Annotated in this window: 16 protein-coding genes; 5 read left to right on the top strand and 11 right to left on the bottom strand. The window is 65.9% G+C overall.

Annotated elements, in window-relative coordinates; genetic code table 11:
* Window positions 1-70: 70 nt before the first annotated feature.
* The 8 genes from L0U83_RS09885 to L0U83_RS09850 form a co-directional block, all read right to left on the bottom strand.
* Window positions 71-1,600, bottom strand: coding sequence for a sigma-54-dependent transcriptional regulator (locus tag L0U83_RS09885; RefSeq protein ID WP_233882349.1), 1,530 nt, complete (start codon window positions 1,598-1,600; stop codon window positions 71-73).
* 16 nt (window positions 1,601-1,616) lie between these two features.
* Window positions 1,617-3,095, bottom strand: coding sequence for a hypothetical protein (locus tag L0U83_RS09880; RefSeq protein WP_373321048.1), 1,479 nt, complete (start codon window positions 3,093-3,095; stop codon window positions 1,617-1,619).
* Between the two features lie 164 nt (window positions 3,096-3,259).
* Complete coding sequence (locus tag L0U83_RS09875) at window positions 3,260-4,108, bottom strand: peptidase C39 (protein ID WP_233882347.1); 849 nt, start codon at window positions 4,106-4,108, stop codon at window positions 3,260-3,262.
* A 13-nt stretch (window positions 4,109-4,121) separates the two neighbouring features.
* Window positions 4,122-4,808: a C39 family peptidase gene (locus L0U83_RS09870; RefSeq protein WP_233883839.1), complete on the bottom strand. Its 687-nt coding sequence runs from the start codon at window positions 4,806-4,808 to the stop codon at window positions 4,122-4,124.
* A 147-nt stretch (window positions 4,809-4,955) separates the two neighbouring features.
* Window positions 4,956-6,539, bottom strand: coding sequence for a FapB/FapC family functional amyloid domain-containing protein (locus L0U83_RS09865; protein WP_233882346.1), 1,584 nt, complete (start codon window positions 6,537-6,539; stop codon window positions 4,956-4,958).
* A 27-nt stretch (window positions 6,540-6,566) separates the two neighbouring features.
* Window positions 6,567-7,196, bottom strand: coding sequence for a FapB/FapC family functional amyloid domain-containing protein (locus tag L0U83_RS09860; RefSeq protein WP_233882345.1), 630 nt, complete (start codon window positions 7,194-7,196; stop codon window positions 6,567-6,569).
* Window positions 7,193-7,693 carry a FapA family amyloid fibril periplasmic chaperone gene (locus tag L0U83_RS09855; RefSeq protein ID WP_233882344.1) on the bottom strand — a complete coding sequence of 167 codons (501 nt, stop codon included), beginning with the start codon at window positions 7,691-7,693 and terminating at the stop codon, window positions 7,193-7,195. Before L0U83_RS09855 ends, L0U83_RS09860 begins: the two co-directional genes overlap by 4 nt.
* Window positions 7,694-7,815: 122 nt before the next feature.
* Window positions 7,816-8,352 (bottom strand): hypothetical protein, encoded by a 537-nt coding sequence (locus L0U83_RS09850; RefSeq protein WP_233882343.1) that lies wholly within the window; start codon window positions 8,350-8,352, stop codon window positions 7,816-7,818.
* A gap of 547 nt (window positions 8,353-8,899) precedes the next feature.
* Here L0U83_RS09850 and L0U83_RS09845 point away from each other — a divergent pair.
* Together L0U83_RS09845 and L0U83_RS09840 are read left to right on the top strand one after the other, a co-directional pair.
* The gene (locus L0U83_RS09845; protein WP_233882342.1) at window positions 8,900-10,285 is read left to right on the top strand and encodes a sigma-54 dependent transcriptional regulator; all 1,386 of its coding nucleotides are present in this window, start codon (window positions 8,900-8,902) and stop codon (window positions 10,283-10,285) included.
* A gap of 306 nt (window positions 10,286-10,591) precedes the next feature.
* Window positions 10,592-11,563: a thymidylate synthase gene (locus L0U83_RS09840; RefSeq protein ID WP_233882341.1), complete on the top strand. Its 972-nt coding sequence runs from the start codon at window positions 10,592-10,594 to the stop codon at window positions 11,561-11,563.
* Window positions 11,564-11,657: 94 nt separating this feature from the next.
* On the opposite strand, the gene L0U83_RS09835 is transcribed toward L0U83_RS09840, so the two are convergent.
* The gene (locus L0U83_RS09835) at window positions 11,658-14,210 is read right to left on the bottom strand and encodes a DUF6600 domain-containing protein (protein ID WP_233882340.1); all 2,553 of its coding nucleotides are present in this window, start codon (window positions 14,208-14,210) and stop codon (window positions 11,658-11,660) included.
* A gap of 199 nt (window positions 14,211-14,409) precedes the next feature.
* Window positions 14,410-15,162 (bottom strand): ArsR/SmtB family transcription factor, encoded by a 753-nt coding sequence (locus L0U83_RS09830; RefSeq protein WP_233882339.1) that lies wholly within the window; start codon window positions 15,160-15,162, stop codon window positions 14,410-14,412.
* 205 nt (window positions 15,163-15,367) lie between these two features.
* Between L0U83_RS09830 and L0U83_RS09825 the strand changes: the two genes are divergently transcribed.
* The 3 genes from L0U83_RS09825 (at window position 15,368) to L0U83_RS09815 (ending at window position 17,307) form a co-directional block, all read left to right on the top strand.
* Window positions 15,368-15,517 (top strand): hypothetical protein, encoded by a 150-nt coding sequence (locus L0U83_RS09825; RefSeq protein ID WP_233882338.1) that lies wholly within the window; start codon window positions 15,368-15,370, stop codon window positions 15,515-15,517.
* 123 nt (window positions 15,518-15,640) lie between these two features.
* Window positions 15,641-16,678, top strand: a complete 1,038-nt coding sequence (locus L0U83_RS09820) for a GlxA family transcriptional regulator (protein WP_233882337.1) — start codon at window positions 15,641-15,643, stop codon at window positions 16,676-16,678.
* Window positions 16,679-16,803: 125 nt separating this feature from the next.
* Window positions 16,804-17,307 carry an acyl-CoA thioesterase gene (locus L0U83_RS09815; RefSeq protein WP_201698256.1) on the top strand — a complete coding sequence of 168 codons (504 nt, stop codon included), beginning with the start codon at window positions 16,804-16,806 and terminating at the stop codon, window positions 17,305-17,307.
* A 93-nt stretch (window positions 17,308-17,400) separates the two neighbouring features.
* Here the strand turns inward: L0U83_RS09815 and fumC are convergent, their stop codons facing one another.
* Entirely contained in the window at window positions 17,401-18,810 is a 1,410-nt protein-coding gene (gene fumC, locus L0U83_RS09810; RefSeq protein ID WP_233882336.1) for a class II fumarate hydratase, read from the bottom strand.
* Between the last annotated feature and the right edge of the window lie 29 nt (window positions 18,811-18,839).

Here is an 18,839-nt window from a genome sequence, read left to right as displayed (position 1 = left end):
GCGATTCTACCTGAGCGCGCCGGGCGGCCCGGCGCGCTTACTCGTGCCGTATCGAGCCGCATTGTGCATTTCATCCCTGCACGTCAGGCGGCAATGCCGGCTGGTTCTCCGCTTCGCCGTCAAAGAACGTTTTTTCGTCGCGCAGCCCGTGCGTACCCATTAGCCGGTAGAGCGTCACGCGCGAGATGCCGAGGTCGGCAGCGGCTTCCGTGAGCCGGTGCCGGTGCCGCAGCAGCGCCGCCTCGATTGCGCGCTGCTCGGCGGCCTCGCGCGCCTGCGCGAGCGTGACCGTCTGCTGCGCGGTGAAGTGCGCGAGATCGAGATCCTCCGCCGAGATCAGCTTGCCTTCGGCCATGACGATCGCGCGCCGCACGCGATTGATCAGCTCGCGCACGTTGCCCGGCCAGTTGTAGTTGTACAGCGCCTCGATGGCGTCGGGCGTGAAGCCGCGTATGCGGCGCGCGCTGTCCTGTTTGAACTTGCGCAGCACGTGGTGCGCGAGAATTTCGATGTCCTTGCCGCGTGCGCGCAGCGGCGGCTCGTCCACGCGCAGCACACACAGGCGGTGAAAGAGATCGGCGCGAAAGCGTCCGTCGCGCATCGCCGCTTCGAGATCGACGTGCGTAGCGGAGATGATGCGCACGTCCACGGGAATCTGCTCGTGGCCGCCCAGACGTTCGATCTTGCCTTCCTGCAGGAAGCGCAGCAGGCTTGCCTGGCTTTCCAGCGGCAAGTCGCCGATTTCGTCGAGAAAGAGCGTGCCGCCGTTGGCCGATTCGACGCGCCCGATCTTGCGCTGGTTCGCGCCCGTAAACGCGCCGCGCTCATAGCCGAACAGTTCGGATTGCAGAAGATGATGCGGGATCGCGCCGCAGTTGATCGGCACGAACGTCGCCTTGCGCCGCGCGGAGCGCTCGTGGATCGCGAGCGCGGTGAGTTCCTTGCCAGTGCCCGATTCGCCCGAGATGAACACCGAGGCGTCGGTGTTGGCCACCTTGCGGATCGTGCGAAAGAGCTGCTGCATCGCGTCGCACGTGCCGACCATCTCGTCTTCGTCCTCGCTCTCGGCGGCGGCGCCCGGCGCGTCGAGATCGCACAGCGACACCATGCCGAACGCATGGCCCACGAGGTAGTCGAGCGTCGCGTGGGCGACCGGCACGTGCACGTAGTCGAAGCAGTAGTGGCGGATCAGACGCCGCACTTCGGCGTCGGTGAGGCGCGAGTCGTCGGTGAGCGCGATCCAGCCGACCTGCTGCAGCCGCAGGATCGTCTCGAGGCCCGCGAACTCGCGCGGCGCGAAGCCCGTGAGATCGACGATGCCGGCATAGGCCGCCTCCGGCTTCACGAGGCGCGACGCCTCATGCACCGTACGCGCTGTCGCGATTTCCCAGCCGCGGCTCTTCAGGTACGCGCTGAGCAGCGGGTCGGGCGTACGTGCGACGTACAGCAATGTGCGCTCGAAACCGGCATCGGACTTCGCATCGCGCGCGCCGCCGGCGTCGGGTGCAACGCCCGCAAGCGGCGGTCCGGTCACGGCGAGACGCTGACCGGCTCCGGCGAGCGGTGTCACAGTGGCGCCCAGATGTGAGGATTCGCGCACGATCGGCCTCATGACGTCAGAAGGTATAGGGGAAACGCACGCCGACGACGAAGTTCGGTGCATCGGGCGTGAGCCCGACGGATACCGCGCCGTTGATCGTCAAGTGCTTGTTGACCACGTGATTCAGGCCGAAGTTGAGCACCGAGGCGGTGGTTTCGCTGCCCGGCACGCCGGTCCAGCTGCCGCCCGGCGACTTCGTCTTCGACTGCGGTTCGATTGCCATGGTGTACGAAATGCTCGCCGAATCCTTGTCCGAGAAGGCGAGCGCAACGCCGCCGCCGAACTGGATGATGTCGCCGAGCTTCACTTCGGCGGGCTCGGTCTGCCCGATCACCGAGGAGATGTCGGCGAACGAGCGCGAAATGTTGTACGTGTACGAGAGGCTGCCGAACAGCACCACCGGGTCGTAGGTCTTCAGCACGGAGAGACCGGCCGTCACGTTCCAGAAGCCCGTGCCCGTGGGCAGCTTGCTGGGCGCGACGAGATTGGTGTTGTCGGGCGTGATCTGCTGCACCTTGATGCCGAACGGGGACGTGCCGGTCGCCGTCTTCACGCGCAGGCTGCCGACCACGTCCGGAATGCTGTTGGTTTCCTTCAGGAACTGGTAGTAGATCCCGAAGTTCACGTCGCCGATCGCGTTCGAATTGACCGAAGCATCCGTGAGCGTGCTGGCCGAGCCGCCCGCGCCGCCCACGATGAACGTGCTGTGGCGGTAGACGTAGGGCACGTCCACATCCACGCTCATGCGGTCGGTGAGGCCGTAGCGCGTATCCAGGTCGGCGGTGATCTGGTGCGACTTGGTCTGCCCCAGATTGATGTTGCCGAGGAAGATCGCGTCGAGCGCGAGAAAGCCCGAGAGCTGCAGTTGGCGGCGATCGTAGTAGCTGTCGCTGATACCCCAGTCCAGGGTCAGCTTGTGGTCGAAGAGCGGCGCGTGCTCGCGCTGCACGACCGCTTCTTCGGCTTGCGTGCGGGAGGGCTCGGCGTTCTTCTGCGTCTCGCCGACCGTTGGGCTGCCGTTGGGGTTCACGCCAACCGGCGCGCCCTGCTGCGGACCGCTCGCGGCCGAGGTGCCGGTCGCGCCGTTGGTCGCTCCGGCGTCGGGCGAGGGCGGGTTCACCGGCACGCCCGTGGCCGTGCCGGTGAGCGCACCGGGTGCCGTCGCACCCGGCAGCGCCTGGGCAAGCGGCGGGAGGGGCACAGGAAGACCGTCGGCGCCCGGCTGTTCCGCGACCGTTGCGTCCGAGGCGGCGTCGGGCGCGCCTGCGCCCGGCATGCCTCGGCCGCGTTGCGCCATTTCGAGGTTCGTCACCTGGCGCTCGAGTGACTGGATCTGCCGCTGCTGCTCATCCACAACGCGCATGAGCGTATTCAGCCGGTCTTCGATCGACTGGCTTTGAAGCGCCTGCGCCTGGGCGCACTGCGAGAGCGCGAACAACAAAACGGCTGCCGGTATGGCGGCGAGCGCCACGTGCGGCGCGGCCGTCCTTGACATCATCTTCATTCTTCTTCCCCCGGGATCGAATGCGGGCGCCAACTGGAACCCCCTGGTCCCACGCCCGCGCACGTCGATGCTCCTCCTTCAAAGTCCTGCTTCTCGCGCGGATCCTTGCCCGCGTGGTGGTCTCCTTGGTGACACGCCTCGTGATGAGCCCTCGGTTAATGGAGATTTCGCAGCGCCTGTAATACGCCGGTCTGCCGGATCATTTGCGACGTCATCTGCTGCGTCTGCAGACTCAGTTGCAACTGGTTGGCGACCTGCTGGTTATTGCCTGCGACCTGGAGTAGCTGTGCGATCGCGCCGGCCTGTTGCGCGTTGCCCGGCACGATGTTTTGCGTGGCGATGCCCGCTGGCGTCTGCAGCGTCACATTGACGCCGTTACTGCCGAACGAGATGCCCGATCTGATGCTGCCGCTCGCGTTCGAGGCGGACGCGCTCGACTGGTTGGTGGCGCCTGGCAGATTGGCGAGTTGCGGCGCGTTGTTGTTGTCGTAGGAGATGGTTGCTGCATTGGCGCCCGTATTGCCGTTGCCGGCCACCTGGGTGATCTGCGAGACGCCGTTGACCGAGACGTTCTGGCCGCCGGTAGCCGTCGCGTTCCGGTTGGCGCCGCTGTTCGCGACCGTGGTCCCGCCCTGCGTCGGGTCGACCACGGTTGCATACGTCTTCACCTGCGCGCTCACCTGATTGGCCGCGTTTTGTGCGACCGCGAGTGCGCCTTGCGCGACTGCGGTCGCGCCGTTTGGCAATTGCCATTGAGAAAGCAGGTTCAGAACGAACCCGGAAATCATGTCGCTGCCGGCGTATTTGCCGGTCTGATGCGCGAGCACGTCGTCGCCGACGACTTCGCAGCGGATACCCTGCGCTTGCCCGTTGGCGTTCGAGAGAAACGTCGGCACCGGCTGCGAGTCACCGATGCTTTCGGCCGCTAGCGCACCGCTCGAAAAAGCGCAGGCGAGCGCGGAGACGGCTGCCGCGATGCCACACTGTGAGAGGTTGCGTTTCATGATTCTTAGGACTTCAGAACATGACGGCCTTATCGAGGCCGTATTCGAAGAAGGGAGTCGCGGCCGTGCCATTGAGCAGTGCGTTTTCACGCAGCTTGAGCGCGAGCGACTCGTTGTTCTGCAACAGCGGAGAGTCCTCCAGGAACGGTTTGCCGAGCACCGCGAAGACCAGGCCGTTCCATGTCCTGGCAAAGTCGTCTTCGGCGACGATACGGTTGCCGAGCGCGGGGTCCGCAATGAAGATGCGGCCGTTCTCGGCGTGCTTGACGATCACGAAGTGCTCATAGCCTTCGATGTTCATGAGCACCAGCACGGGAATCTGCAGGTGGTAGAGCGCGTCGGTGTTGACGCGAAAACCGCGGCCGCGCAAGCCGATCGTCTCGACGTACTTCTTCATGTCGAGCATGGAGAAGCCATTCTTGACGACCACCTCGGGTGTGGAGAACACCATCATCTGGCGGATCAGCTCCGGTTCGGGGATGTCGATGCCGTAACCGTACTTGAGCAGCGTGGCGAGTGCGGCGGCGCCGCAGCTGTAGTCATACTGCTGGCTGACGATGCTGCGATAGCGCAGGTCCCGCATCGAGTGAACCGGAAGCTTCACCGGTACGCCCACGAGATGGGTCACGTCGATTGTCGACTGCGCGTGCACAGGCACAAGGGCCGCGCTGGCAGTGAGCGTCAGCGCGAGCACAAACATCCTTGACGCCGGGGTCGATACGGGCCCGGACATGGTGGTCTCCTACCTTCTGGTTTGCGCGCCGGCTGCGGTGGGACAGCCGGCGCGCGTTGCCTACTGCGTTACTGCCTGGGACGAGCCCAGTTCCTGCGGTGCTGCCAGCCGTGCTTAGTGGCCGTTGTTCATCGCTGCAATGGCCATGCCGTTGTGCTGCAGGTTGCCGATGCCGCCGGCAATGTTCACGCCGATGTTGCCTTGCGCGCCGGTGAGCGTATTGGCGCCGAGGCTGGCCGTACCCTGGAACTGGCCGGTTGCCGTCATGTTGGCGTTCTGCATGTTGTTGTCCGTCGCGACCATCGCGACCGTCGAGTAGGCGCCCGGCGTCGCCGTCGTCACCGAGCCGGCGAGGCTGTTGTTCTGTGCATTGCCAATGCCGGATGCGACGTTCACGCCAACGTTGCCAGAAACGTTAGCGAGCGAGCCGTCGCCAACGGACGCGTTCAGATTGAAGTTCTTCACGTGGGCGCTACCGCTGGACGCTTGCGTGTTGAAGATCTGCGCGTTGCCGAAGACGTTGCCCATGTCGACGGAAGCGAGCGCGACGTCGTTGCTTTGCGCGTTGTTGATGCCTTCCGCGATGTTCACGCCAAGGTTGCCCGTCACGCCGGTTGCTGCGCCGTTGCCGGTGTTGGCGTCGAGCGTGCCCGCTGCCTGCGTGTTGTAGTGCTGCGTGATCGAGCCGGTGGTGTGCTCGTCGACCGTGTTGAGCGTGTCGTTGACGTTATAGCCCCAGCTATTGCTCGAGCTCGAGCTGCGCGACGACGAATGGCTATGCGAATCCGAGCTGGAGCTCGACGTGCTGTACGTATGGGCGTACATGCTCGATGAGTTCTTCGACTTTTCGCTCGTACCGTTCACGCTTGCCGAAAGCGCGGCGCTGGCCGTTCCGTCGGCATGAGCCGTATTGGCGGTGGTTGAGCTGTTGCTCGTGTTCTTGCTGTTGTTCACGTCCCACGCCGCGCCGACGTTCGTCGTGTCGCTGTTGTTATGCGAGTTCGTCTTCGTGTGCGACGTGCTTTCCGAACCACTGAGGTTCACGCCAGCCGAGCCGTTCTTGAAGTTGCCGCTGTGCGACCACGACGCGTTGGCCGTAAGGCTGCCATTGCCGCTTTGCGACTTCGTGGACGTGTTGTTGCCTACGCTGCTGTAGCTCGTGCCAAGTGCCGCGCTGCCCGTGTCGCTAAAGGTGCTGGCGGTCGTGTGGTCGTGCGTGCTGCCATTGTCGGTCGCAACGTGATAGTCGGCACTCGCGCTTGCGTTGAAGGTCTTGCCGAAGCTCGAGTTGCTCGACGAGCTCTTCGTGGTCGACGCATTGACGTCATGCGAGTGCGACGAGCTGCTCGACGAGGACGAGCTGCTCGACTCGCTCGAGCTCGAGGACTTCGAGAACGTGTTGTTGCCCGTTCCCGTCACGCTCCAGGTGGTGTTGTTGAATGTCGTCGTGACCTTGCCGCTCACATAGCTCTGCGCCTGCGGAAGAAGCGTGCCGCCGCCGGTAGTCTGGTTGTTGTTGATGACCGCGCCGGCGGTGCTCGAAACCGAGACGCAGCCGAACAGCGTGACAAAGCCTGCGATGCCGACGCCTTCGGATACGCCCGTGGCGTTGAACAGATACGCCATGTTCGATGGAACCGCGTAAGCGGAGCCGGCCGCCGACGCGAGAACTGCCGCTGCTATGAGGGTGCGCTTCATGATTTCGCTCCGATACTGAGTGGTCAGTTAAAAAAGAGTGCCCGCCGGGGGACGGAGCACAAAACTGTTTGCCGTAGCGTTACCGGCGCCGGCTGTCTGGTTCACCTGCACGAGGCCCGTCGCATTCCTGAATGCCGCATTGTCGATGCGTACCTCACGAATACCCCCTGCCTGGACCATTTGACCCTGACTGCCGTTCCTGGCAGCCGCCGCGGACAGTTCCCCATCCGAGACAGCCACCACACCAATCGCACCGCTGCTGATGAGAGCAGTGTTGCGCTGGACATTGCCCACGCCCGCCGACTGATTCACCATCATTGCGCCGTTCGTGTTTGCAAAAGCTCCTGCACCGATGATCGCGCTCGCGCCTTTGAGCCGCGCCGTGACGCTGGCGAGCTGTTCGTCGCCGTTCACGTTAATCGACACGTTGCCGGTCGTGATCGTCAGCTGGTTGGCCTGCGCGTTGTCGACACCCGCTGTTTCGTTCACCGTGAGCGCGCCTGTCGTCGAAGTCGCGGCGCTCGGGGCGATGCTCGCCGTCGCGCCGACGCTCACCTGGGCTTGCGCGGCGCTTGCGAATGCGAGCGCGGCGGCGCAGGCGAGCGCGCTGGGCAGCGCCGAGCGCAACGTACGTGACGTCTGGATCGAACGGCTCATTTCATGCCTCCCATGGCGCCCGAGAGTGGGGCGAGCGCGCCTGTGATCGTCGAGGAAATCGTGCCGCCGAGGCCTGCGCCGACGCCGGCGCTCGCGCCGGGTCCGGCCGCCACGTTCGCGCCGGTCGCGCTGCCCGTGAGAATGCGCGTGAGTGCCTGGACGCCGGCGGTCTGCGCGCTCAATGCTCCGTTCGCGTTCACGCCGCTCGAGCCGTGCGCGTTGGTGAGATCCGTGTCGGTGACGAGCGTCGCCATCGCGGGGTCGAAGCTGTTCTTGGGAAAGGTCGTGGCGCGTACGAGGACCGGGTCCTGGCTCTTCGGCACGTTGTCGAAGGCGCTGCGCGGCGTGATGTCGCGTTCGACGATGACGTCGCCGGGGTTCGTGACCTGCTGGGCGGCCACGCCCGCCGTGACGCTTGCGGTCAAGGCGCCGCACAGGGCGGCGAGAACCAGGACCGAGCGGCGGCTTGCGCCGCGCGTCGAGTTGCGTGCTCTCATTCGGGTCTCCTCCTGGACCGGGTCGGCGAATTGGCGCTTTGTCCGGTCCATTTGTCCTGGCTTCGCGCATGTCGCAGCGAACCGGACACCGCGCCGCATGCGGCACGGGTGCTATCTCATCATTACTTTCTCGTGTAGCTCGCGATGTTGCCCTGCGCGTTCTGTGTGGCGTCGACGGGGATCGGCAGCGGTGCAGGCGGCGCGATTTCGTCCCAGAGCGTCACGTTGTTGTTGCCGCGCATCAGTTGCGGCGTGGCGGCCACCATCACCATTCCGACAGCGCCGCCGCGCTGGCGCGAGAGCGTCTGATCGTCGAGCGAGCCGATGCCCGCGAAGACGCCGTCGTTGCCAGAGGCGACAGGGTCGGCCGGCGCCTGCGCGCTGGCGGCCGTGGCGCTGGCCGAGTCCGTGCCGGTGTCGCTGGCCGGCGCGCTCACGACGAGCGCGGCGGGAACGAGTGCCGCAGGTGTTGCAGGAACGACATCCGGGGCGGCGTTCGCGACGCTGACAACCGTGTTTGGCGCGGCAGGCGCATCGTCCAGTGCCTCTGCGCGAGCAGCGGGCGAGAGGACGAGGAGGGCGGCGGGAACAAGCATGGCGGCGCATGCGCTGCCGTAGCCAATGACACTGCGCCGGACCTGCTGGATGTTGAGTCGCATGGCGTATCTCCTGGTCTGAGACATTTAGCGAAACGTGTGCCATCGCCCGCAATCCATTGATGCGCTTCGAACCGCACTATTTTCTGCAAATTTTGAATGGCGGATATTCGCCAAAATGTTTCAGTGCTGAAACGTGAGGCCGTTTAAACCCGTTTGGAATGCCATACGGTTTCAAAGGAGAACGTTTGCGCGCCAGGCGCTTAGCTATTCAGAGAATGGAAACATCCGTAATTATTTCTGCACTGACAAAATGCCCGAAAAGGGTGGAAACATTTCCATCGGTCCCTTATCCATTCCTATTGCATAAATTCTATCCAAGTGCCACGAGGCTATAGTAAGCTTCAGAAAAAGCCGTAATGCCTAAAAGAAAAAGCCCACAACTGGGCAAGTTGACACACACGCCACAACTCGGGGATTCACTGTCAGCAAAAGCATGCGCGTTCACTGTTTTTTTCAGGTACGCGACTGTCGCTTTTTGCTGCGTGTCTGTACATTCAGGTGCGTGCCGTCATTCCCAAACGATGGTGTTGGCAAGAGGATCTGAATAATGGAACCTGCAACGCGGCAATTGGTGTACGTGACGCGAAAACCGGTCGAAGCGTTGAACGAGCGGTTCCACGAGCGTGGCTGGGAGGTGGAGATCGTCGGCAACGCACGGGACGCGCGGCGGGCGCTTCGCGCAGGTATGCCGGCGGGGGGCCTGCTCGATCTATCAAGCGAATTTCATCTGCATGAAATCGGCTCGTTCGAGCCGTGTCTTACGCTGCCCAACGTCGGCTGGGTGGCGGCAACCACGACGGGGCAACTGCAGGACGCAACGCTGCGCCGTCTGGTGCGCGATTACTGTTTCGATTACGTAACGGTCCCCTGGAACGGCGACCGCATCGTCGATTCCGTCGGCCATGCGTATGGCATGGTTTCGCTCGGCGAAGTCGCATCGAACGACACCACGGGCGGCACCGAAGGCGAAATGGTCGGCTCGTGCGAGGCGATGCTGGCGTTGTTCCGCTCGATCCGCAAGGTCGCACTGACCGATGCGCCGGTGTTCATCTCGGGCGAGTCGGGCACGGGCAAGGAACTCACAGCGGTGGCGATCCACGAGCGCTCGGCGCGCCGTAGCGCGCCGTTCGTGCCGATCAACTGCGGCGCCATTCCCCCCCACCTGCTGCAGTCCGAGCTGTTCGGCTACGAGCGCGGCGCGTTCACGGGCGCGAGCCAGCGCAAGATCGGGCGGGTCGAATCGGCCAACGGGGGCACGCTTTTCCTCGACGAAATTGGCGACCTGCCCATGGAAAGCCAGGCGAGCCTGCTGCGCTTCCTGCAGGAAGGCAAGATCGAGCGCCTGGGCGGCCATCAGACGATTCCCGTGGACGTGCGCATCATCTCCGCCACCCACGTTGACATGCGTGCGGCGATGGTGGAAGGGCGCTTCCGCCAGGACTTGTATCACCGCCTGTGCGTGCTGCAGATCGACGAGCCGCCGCTGCGCGCGCGCGGCAGGGACATCGAGCTGCTCGCGCGGCACATGCTCGAGCGCTTCAAGAAGGACGGCAGCCGGCGCCTGCGTGGCTTTTCGCCCGACGCCATCGCGGCGCTGCACAACTACAGCTGGCCCGGCAACGTGCGCGAGCTGATCAACCGCGTGCGGCGCGCCATTGTGATGTCGGAGGGCCGTGCGATCACGGCGCGCGATCTCGAACTCGGCGACTACGTCGAGGTGGTGCCGGTCTCGCTCGCCCAGGCGCGCGAAGCCGCCGAGCGTCAGGCCATCGAGCTCGCGCTGCTGCGCCACCGCGGCCGTCTTGGCGACGCCGCCCAGGAACTTGGCATTTCGCGCGTGACCCTTTACCGGCTCTTGTGTGCGCACGGCATGCGCCACATGGAAAGCGAGCCGCTCGCGCCGCATCCGGGCGGCCTGGCTTCGGGCGGTTGAGGCGCGGTGGGGTTGTTTGAGGTTGCGTTGAAGCGGCCGGCGCTTTCGTGCTCCGTGCACTGACCGCGCGCCGTCGCTTTTGCTGGGTCATTCTCACGCCGTTTCACCTCGCTGCGACTTGTCGCGCCGCGAGCATTTCCTTGGGCTCAGCGTAGCCCCGTCCTGCGGGCGTTTCGCCCTTGTCCCTGTTTCGTGATGGGCTCGCGCTTTCGGCGCGGCCGACCCGGGACGCGCGCGCCGGGTAAAATCCTCCTTTTCCATCCTGAATCCGAACCGGGCGCCACGTGCCCGACGAGGGAACCGCGCATGAAACAGTATCTCGAGCTCGTCCGCTCGATTCTCGACACCGGCACCTGGCAGGAAAACCGCACCGGCATTCGCACGATCAGCCAGCCGGGCGCCATGCTGCGCTTCGACTTGCAGGAGGGCTTCCCGGCGGTGACGACGAAGAAGCTGGCGTTCAAGTCGGCGGTGGGCGAGCTGATCGGATTTTTGCGCGCCTCGCGCAGCGCTGCTGATTTTCGCGCGCTGGGCTGCAAGGTCTGGGACGCCAACGCGAACGAGAACGCTCAGTGGCTCGCCAATCCGTACCGCGAAGGCACGGACGACCTGGGCGACGTGTACGGCGTGCAATGGCGGCGCTGGCCGGCTTACAAGGTGCTCGACGCCCACGCTGCCGCGCAGCTCGCCGACGCGCAATCGCGCGGCTACGCGCGCGTCGCAGAATTTACTGAGGATGGCCGCTCCAAGGTGCTGCTCTACAAGGCGGTTGACCAGCTGCGCCAATGCCTCGACACGATCATGAGTAATCCGACCGACCGTCGAATATTGTTTCATGGCTGGAATCCGGCAGTCCTCGAAGAGATCGCGCTGCCGGCTTGCCATCTGCTCTATCAGTTCCTGCCGAACCCGACGAAGCGCGAAATCTCGTTGTGCCTCTATATCCGCAGCAACGACGTGGGCCTCGGCACGCCGTTCAACCTGACCGAAGGCGCGGTGCTGCTGCACCTCGTGGGCAGGCTGACGGGTTATACGCCGCGCTGGTTCACGTACTTCATCGGCGACGCGCACATTTACGAGAATCAACTCGATATGCTGAACGAGCAGTTGCGTCGGCAGCCATATGCGAGCCCGCGTCTGGCCATCTCCGAGCGCGTGCCCGAGTACGCGAAGACGGGCGTCTATGAGCCGGAGTGGCTCGAAAAGGTCGAGCCGTCCGACTTCTCGCTCGTGGACTACCGGCATCACGAACCGCTCACTGCGCCGATGGCGGTGTGAGGCGCTTGCATTGATGGTAGCGGCGGTATGACTGCGCCATGAAAAAGCCCGCGAACGTCGCCGTTCGCGGGCTTTTTCGTGAGTGGCGCGGCGATCAGCCGTGGTGGTGATCGTCGTGATTGTTGCCGCTTGCGCGCTCTTGCGGATGTGGAGCGGGCTGCGGTTGCGCACGCGGTTGGGGCTGCGGTTGCGGGCGGGCTTCGGCGTGCTGCTGCGGCTGGGGTTGCGGCTGCGGGCGGGCTTCGGCGCGCTGCTGCGGTTGCGGTTGCGGCTGCGGGTGGAACTCCTGACGCGGCTGGGGCTGAGGCTGCGCACGGACCTCAGCACGCTGTTGCGGCTGCGGCTGGGCTTGCGGCTGCGGGCGGAACTCCTGACGCGGCTGGGGCTGCGGCTGCGCACGGACCTCGGCACGCTGTTGTGGCTGCGGCTGGGCTTGCGCCTGCGGATGGAACTCGGGGCGCGCCTCGGGCTGTTGCTGCGGCCGCGCCTCGGCTTGCGGCGCGTGCTGTGCCGCGGCGGGCTCGGGCATGCGTTGCTGGGCTTGCGCCTGTGGCTGGCCACGTGCCGCGTCACGCTGCTGCTGCATCGCGACGGCGGGCGGCCTGCCCGCCTCGTTGCCGCCCGGCTGGCCACGCGTGGCCATCGGCGCGTGCGGCTGCGTCCATGCTGGCTGATGCGCTTCGCCGCGCGCCGCGTTTGGCGCATTTGCCGCGTTCATTGTGCCCGGACCCGGCTGACCGGCTGCGGGCGCACCGCCTTGCGGACGGCCGGCAAACTGCGGCGGCCGCGGCACGCCGTGTTCTTGCGCGGCAGTGGGCGGCACGCCTGGTTGGCCGTGCTCGGGGCCACGCGGCATGGCGTTGGCGACCGCGGCGCCCGGTTGGGGGGCGCCGCCAGGCATGCCCGGACGGCCTGCTTGCGCCTGCGGCGCAGCCTGCCTGCCGGCCGCGCCGAGCACGGGAGAATGCGGCGGCACGACGCGCACGTTCTGTGCGGGCCACGCGCCATGCGAAGCCGGAGCGAACGGCGAGGAGGGCGCACGCGCCGGGGCTGAGACGCGCACCACCGGCGCACCCGCGCCCGGCACCGTGCCGCCAGCGTGGGCGAAGCGTTGCGCGAGGTTGTCGTGGAACGCAGGCGGCGCGACCGGCGCGCGCGTGGCCACGACCTGGCGCTGGTTGAGCGTCGCGGGCGGCCGGTAGTCGGCGCGGCGCATGTTGGGCCCGAAGCTGCCCTTCACCGGCGCGATGCCGGGCGTACCCGGGTTGATGCGCGCATTGCGCCATTGCTGCGGATCGACATGCTGCGCGAAGCGTGAGACCGGCTGACCGTGGACGAACGCCGTGGCCGGCACGGCCGTCACCGCGCCCGGCGCGCGATAGTTCACATAGGTGTTGTTGTGAACGTTGATATTCGTGATGTTGACGTCATGCCGGTAATTGTTGATGACGACGCTGTGGTTCACGCGCTCGTAGTAATTCGGACTCCAGCCGCCCCAATGCGGATGCCACGGCTCGCCCGGCCCGAGCGCGAACCACGCGACGCCCGCGGCCGCGACGCCGCCCACGGCGAGGTTGACACCCCAGTCCGCGCCGCCATCTCCGCCGCCCACGAACGCCACCAGCGCCGGCGCATAGACGGGCGGCGCGCTCTCGACCATGGGGCCGGGCACCCAAGCCCACGAATCGTCGACGTACGCCCAGCGCCCGTAGTGGTAAGGCGCGAAGCCCCATGGCGCGTCATCGACCCAGGTCCAGCCCCACGGCGCCTGCCACACCCAGTGGCCGTCGTGATACGGCGCCCAGCCAGCGGGCACCGAGTTCGGTGTCCAGACTTCGCCGTACTGCGGATCGCTGCGCCACGTGCCGTTGTTGTCGAGGTCCTGGTAGCCTGGGACGTCACGCGAGACATAGCGCGCCGAGACCGAGCGCTCTTCGGCGGCGTCGCGTGCGAGGGCCCACTGGTCGAAGGCGTCCGGCGGCGGCGCTGCGTCGCTTGCCACCTGCTGCAGATCGGTGCCGCCGAAGCGGATCTGCTGACCGGCCGTCATCGGCGTCTGACCGTTTTCGCCGTACACGGTCACGCTGCCGCTGCGCACGGTGACGGTCGTGGTGCTGCCGTCGGGCGCCACATCCACGCGATAGTCGCCAGGGCTCGTCACGCCGAGTGCGAGGTTCGGCGTGTCGATTTCATACGAGGAGCCGGGCGGGACCTCGCGCACACGCGTCGTGAGCGTGCCTTGTGCCACTTTGAGCTGCGCGGTTTGATCGTCGAGGTTGAGGACGTCGAGGCTCGTCTGTGCACCGAGGCGCACCGCCGTCGATCCGATGTGCAACTCCGAGCGCCCGTTGGCGTCGTTCCAGAGCTGGTCGCCGGTCGTGAGCGGCCGGTTGAGCTGCGCGTACGACCAGTCGCTCGCGCCGGCCGGCTCGGTGGTCACTGCGCCAGCCATGTAGTCGAGGCGCGCAACGCGGCTGGGCGGATCGCCGCCCGTGGCGGCGGGGGCGGCCGCGGCATCGGGCGGCGCTTCCTGCGCGAAGACCGCGGGCGCGGCGGCGAGGTTCAGCGCCGCGAGCGCGGCGAGTGCAAACAGCGTGCGGCGGGACGTGCGCCGAAACTGGGTGATCGTAGGTGTGCGCGTCGTCATCTTTGTTCTCCTGTCGATGGGCTCTGGCGCCTTGGTGCTGTAGCGCGGATTGCCATCCCATGCAGGGCACTGTATCTGGCCGGCTTGTTTCCATGCTCATGGATTTGTTAAGGCTTATGCACGAGATGTAACAGAACGTGTGACCGCAGGCGCAACGCGAGCTTTTACGCGGGAAATCGGCGATTTTGTCGGGTATTTGTCAGCTAATTTGGCCCACTCGCGTAGCGTTTTGCGAGGCGAGGAGCGCATCGAACTCATGCTGACCTTTGGGTGTGATGCGCAGCACGCGCGGGCGGCTCGCGCGCTCGATCCAGCCGCCGTGCGTCCACGAATCGAGCAGCGCCGCGCCGAGCGCGCCGCCCAGGTGCGGCCTGCGCTCGCTCCAGTCGAGACACGTGCAGGCGAAGCGTCGCCGCCGTGCGCGCAGCGCGGCGACGTCCACGCCCCAGGCCGCGAGACGCGCCGCGCCTTCGGGCGTGGCTTCGAGCGTGTCGCCGTCGCGCACCAGCAGGCCGCCTTCCACGAGGCGCTCGAACACCTGCACGGCCACTTCGCCTGCCATGTGGTCGTAACAGGTGCGCGCATGGCGCATCTCCAGCGGCACGGTACGCGCGGGGCGGGGCGTCGGGCGTTGCGAGGTGACGGCGTTGGACACATGCGCGACGTTCATGAGCGCCTCGATCGCCGCCGCGATCTCCGGGTTGGCGATCCGGTAGTACCGGTGGCGGCCGCGCACGTCGAGCGCCAGCAGGCCGCCGTCGGTCAGGCGCGCGAGGTGGCCGCTCGCCGCCGAAGGCGAGAGGCCCGCGATCATCGTGAGCTCGCCCGCGGGCCGCGCGCTGCCGTCCATGAGCGCCCACAGCATGGCGGCGCGGCCGGGATCGGCGAGCAGCGCGGCAACGCGCGCGAGGCCCGGGAAGTGGCTCGATTCGTCGGTGGCGGGGAAGTTCATGGCGGCTCCTTCGTGGCTTGCGATGGCGGCGGATTTCGCCCACACCGCTACTTTAGCGAAACGGCGCATTCGACGTTTCAGTCTGTCATGAAGTGTCGATTGCAGCCGCTCGATTGTGGGCCGCGTCGCGCGTGCCGCGGTACGTACTGCGGCGCGTAGGGGCGCCGCGCTAAAATCGTTTATTCACGCAAACGGCTTGCCCTTTATGAAACGCTTCCTGGCTCTTTTCGCCGCCGCCGCCGCGCTCGCCGCCTTGTGCGCCGCCTGTGCAGGCGGTTCCACGCCGTCGTCGAGCAGCGCGAGCGGCATCACGATGTACGGCACGATCGACGAAGGCGTCACGTTCCATAAGTGAGCGGCGAGGCGCCATCCTGACGTTGCAATAGACTGCGTGGCAGGATTTGACGTCACTTTGACCTGACTGCCAACTGCGCACATGCGAAGATGCGGACAGTTTGTCAGTATCGAGTTTGCCGCCATGCCGTCTCAGCCATCTTCCCCCGCCGCTGCACGCCACGTCGTCTTCGCCGTCGCGCCCGAACTCGTGCTGCTAGACGCCTGTGGCCCCGTCGAGGCATTCTGGCGCGCCGAGCTGGCGATGCGCGTAGCAAGCGGTACGAGTGACAGTACAAGCAGCGCTGAGCCTTGCGCCTACCGCACGACGCTCGCCTCGGTCGCGGGCGGCGTGCTGCCGACCTTCGCGGGCATGCCCATCGTCTCCGAGCGGCTCGACACGCTCGACCCCGCCACGATCGACACGCTGATCGTGCCCGGCGTCCCCATCGACGACACGACCGCGCTGCAATCCGAACTCGTCGCCTGGATCGCGGCGGCCGCGCCGCACGCGCGCCGCGTCGCGTCGGTCTGCACGGGCGCGTTCTATCTCGCCGCGGCGGGTCTGCTCAACGGGCGCCGCGCCGCCACGCACTGGCGCAACGCGTCCGAGCTCGCGCGGCGTTTTCCCCGCGTCGAAGTCGATCCCGAGCCGATCTTCATCCGCGACGAGCGCGACGGCCGTGTGGTCTGGACGTCGGCGGGCGTGACGGCGGGCATTGATCTCGCGCTCGCGCTGATCGAGGAGGACTGCGGCCATGCGGTCGCGATGCAGGCGGCGCGCCGCCTCGTCGTTTTCATGAAGCGGCCCGGCGGCCAGTCGCAGTTCAGCGAGGCGCTCGCGGCGCAAGTTACCGCGGGCGGGGAGTTCGACGCGCTGCACGGCTGGATGGCCGCCAACCTGCACGGCGAGCTGAGCGTCGAGCGTCTGGCCGAAGAAGCGCGCATGAGCCCACGTACCTTTGCGCGCCGCTATGTCGATGCGGTGGGGCGCACGCCTGCGCGCACGGTCGCGGCGATGCGTGTGGAGGCCGCCGCGCACGCGCTCGCGCAGTCGCGCCGGCCGCTCAAGCGTATTGCGGCCGATTGCGGCTTCGGCACCGAGCAGAATCTGCGGCGTGCGTTCGAGCGGTGCTATGGCGTGCTGCCACTCGATTACCGGGCGCGATTCGCGGCGAGCTAAATCAATCGCAGATGGCGTTTCGCAAGCGGCTGCGACTGTCTGCCTTATTGCACTCGTATAATCGACGCCTCCAAACCCCACAATACGAGCCGCCGTACGCGGTAATCGCCATGAGCCAAGCCGAGATGAAGACGCCTACCCAGCCGCTGGACCGTTCGGAAACGACGTTCCGGTTCCTCGCCGAGCCGACTTCGGTGAATTTCGGCGGCAAAGTGCACGGCGGTGCGCTGATGAAATGGATCGACGAGACGGCGTATGCGTGCGCCGCGGTCTGGTCCGGCCGTTATTGCGTGACGGTGAGCGTGGGCAACATCCGCTTTCGCCGGCCGATTCTCGTCGGCAACATGGTCGAGTTGCGCGCGCGCGTGGTCGCCACAGGCCGTACGTCCATGCACATCCACATCACCGTGCACGCTGGCGACCCGAAGAGCGGCCAACTGCGCCTCACCACGGACTGCCTGATCGTGTTCGTGGCCGTCGACGAAAACGGCAACCCGATTCCCGTGCCGACGTACGTGCCGGAAACGGACGAGCAGAAGCGCCTCGCAAAATACGCGCTCGACGTGAAGGAAGCGCTCGACGCGATCGTCGAACTCAAGCCCGAGGAAGTGGCGAAAGGGCAGATTTGATACGCATGCGCGCCATCGCGGCGGCATGAAGAAACGGGCGGCGAAGGTATGAACCTCGCCGCCCGTCGTGCATTTCAGCCCTCCAAATAGGGCTTATTTCTTCGCGTCGCCCACCATCTCACCGGGCTTCACCCACTCGTCGAACTGCTGTTCGGTCACGTGGCCGAGCGCGAGTGCGGCGGCTTTGAGCGTGGTGCCTTCCTTGTGCGCCTTCTTGGCGATCTGCGCGGCCTTGTCATAGCCGATGTGCGGATTGAGCGCAGTCACGAGCATGAGCGACTCGTTGAGCAGCGTGTCGATGCGCGAACGGTTGGGTTCGATTCCCACCGCGCAGTGATCGTTGAAGCTGAGCGCGCCGTCCGCGAGCATGCGGATGGACTGCAGCACGTTGTGCGCGATCATCGGGCGGAACACGTTCAGTTCGAAGTTGCCGCTCGCGCCGCCCATGTTCACGGCCACGTCGTTGCCGAATACCTGACAACAGAGCATCGTCACTGCTTCGGACTGCGTAGGGTTCACTTTGCCCGGCATGATCGAGCTGCCCGGCTCGTTCTCGGGAATCGACAATTCGCCCAAACCGCAGCGCGGGCCGCTTGCAAGCCAGCGAATGTCGTTGGCGATCTTCATGAGGCTCGCGGCGACGGTCTTAAGCGCCCCGTGCGCGAACACGAGCGCGTCGGCGGCGGCCATCACTTCGAACTTGTTGGGTGCGGTGACGAAGGGCACGCCCGTGAGCTTCGCGATGCTTTCCGCCACCTTCTGCGCGAACTGTGGATGCGCGTTCAGGCCGGTGCCCACGGCCGTGCCGCCTTGCGCGAGTTCGTAGAGATGCGGCAACGAAGATTCCACGTGCTTGATGCCGTGATCGAGTTGCGCGACATAGCCCGAGAACTCCTGGCCCAGCGTGAGCGGCGTGGCGTCCTGCAGGTGCGTGCGGCCGATCTTCACGATGTCGGCAAAGGCCTTTGCCTTGGTGTCGAGCGTGTCGCGCAGCGTCTTAAGGGCCGGCAGCAAATGCTTGACGATGCCGTAGGCGGCAGCCACGTGCATCGCGGTCGGGAACACGTCGTTGGAGGACTGCCCGCGGTTGACGTCGTCGTTTGGATGCACCTTGCGCGCCTCGCCGCGCTCGCCGCCCAGAATCTCGCTCGCGCGGTTCGCAATCACCTCGTTGAGGTTCATGTTGGACTGCGTGCCGGAGCCCGTTTGCCACACGGCGAGCGGGAACTCGCCGGGATGCTTGCCCGCGATGATCTCGTCGGCGGCCTGCACGATTGCTTTCGCTTTGGTCTCGTCGAGCACGCCCAGCGAGAGATTCACTTCGGCGGCGGCGCGCTTGATCGTCGCGAGCGCGGTGATCAGCTCCGGCGACTGCTTTTCGGTGGAGATGCGAAAGTTCTGCAGCGATCGCTGCGTTTGCGCGCCCCAAAGCTGCTCGGCGGGCACGGCGATCTCGCCGAACGTGTCGCGCTCCATGCGGACGTTTTCGTTGCTTGCGGTCATTTGATACTCCGGTGATTGAGGCGGCGCCT

Origin of the sequence: Paraburkholderia flagellata (assembly GCF_021390645.1) — a bacterium.
Lineage (GTDB): Bacteria > Pseudomonadota > Gammaproteobacteria > Burkholderiales > Burkholderiaceae > Paraburkholderia > Paraburkholderia flagellata.
This window is presented reverse-complemented; position numbering and strand designations above follow the sequence as displayed.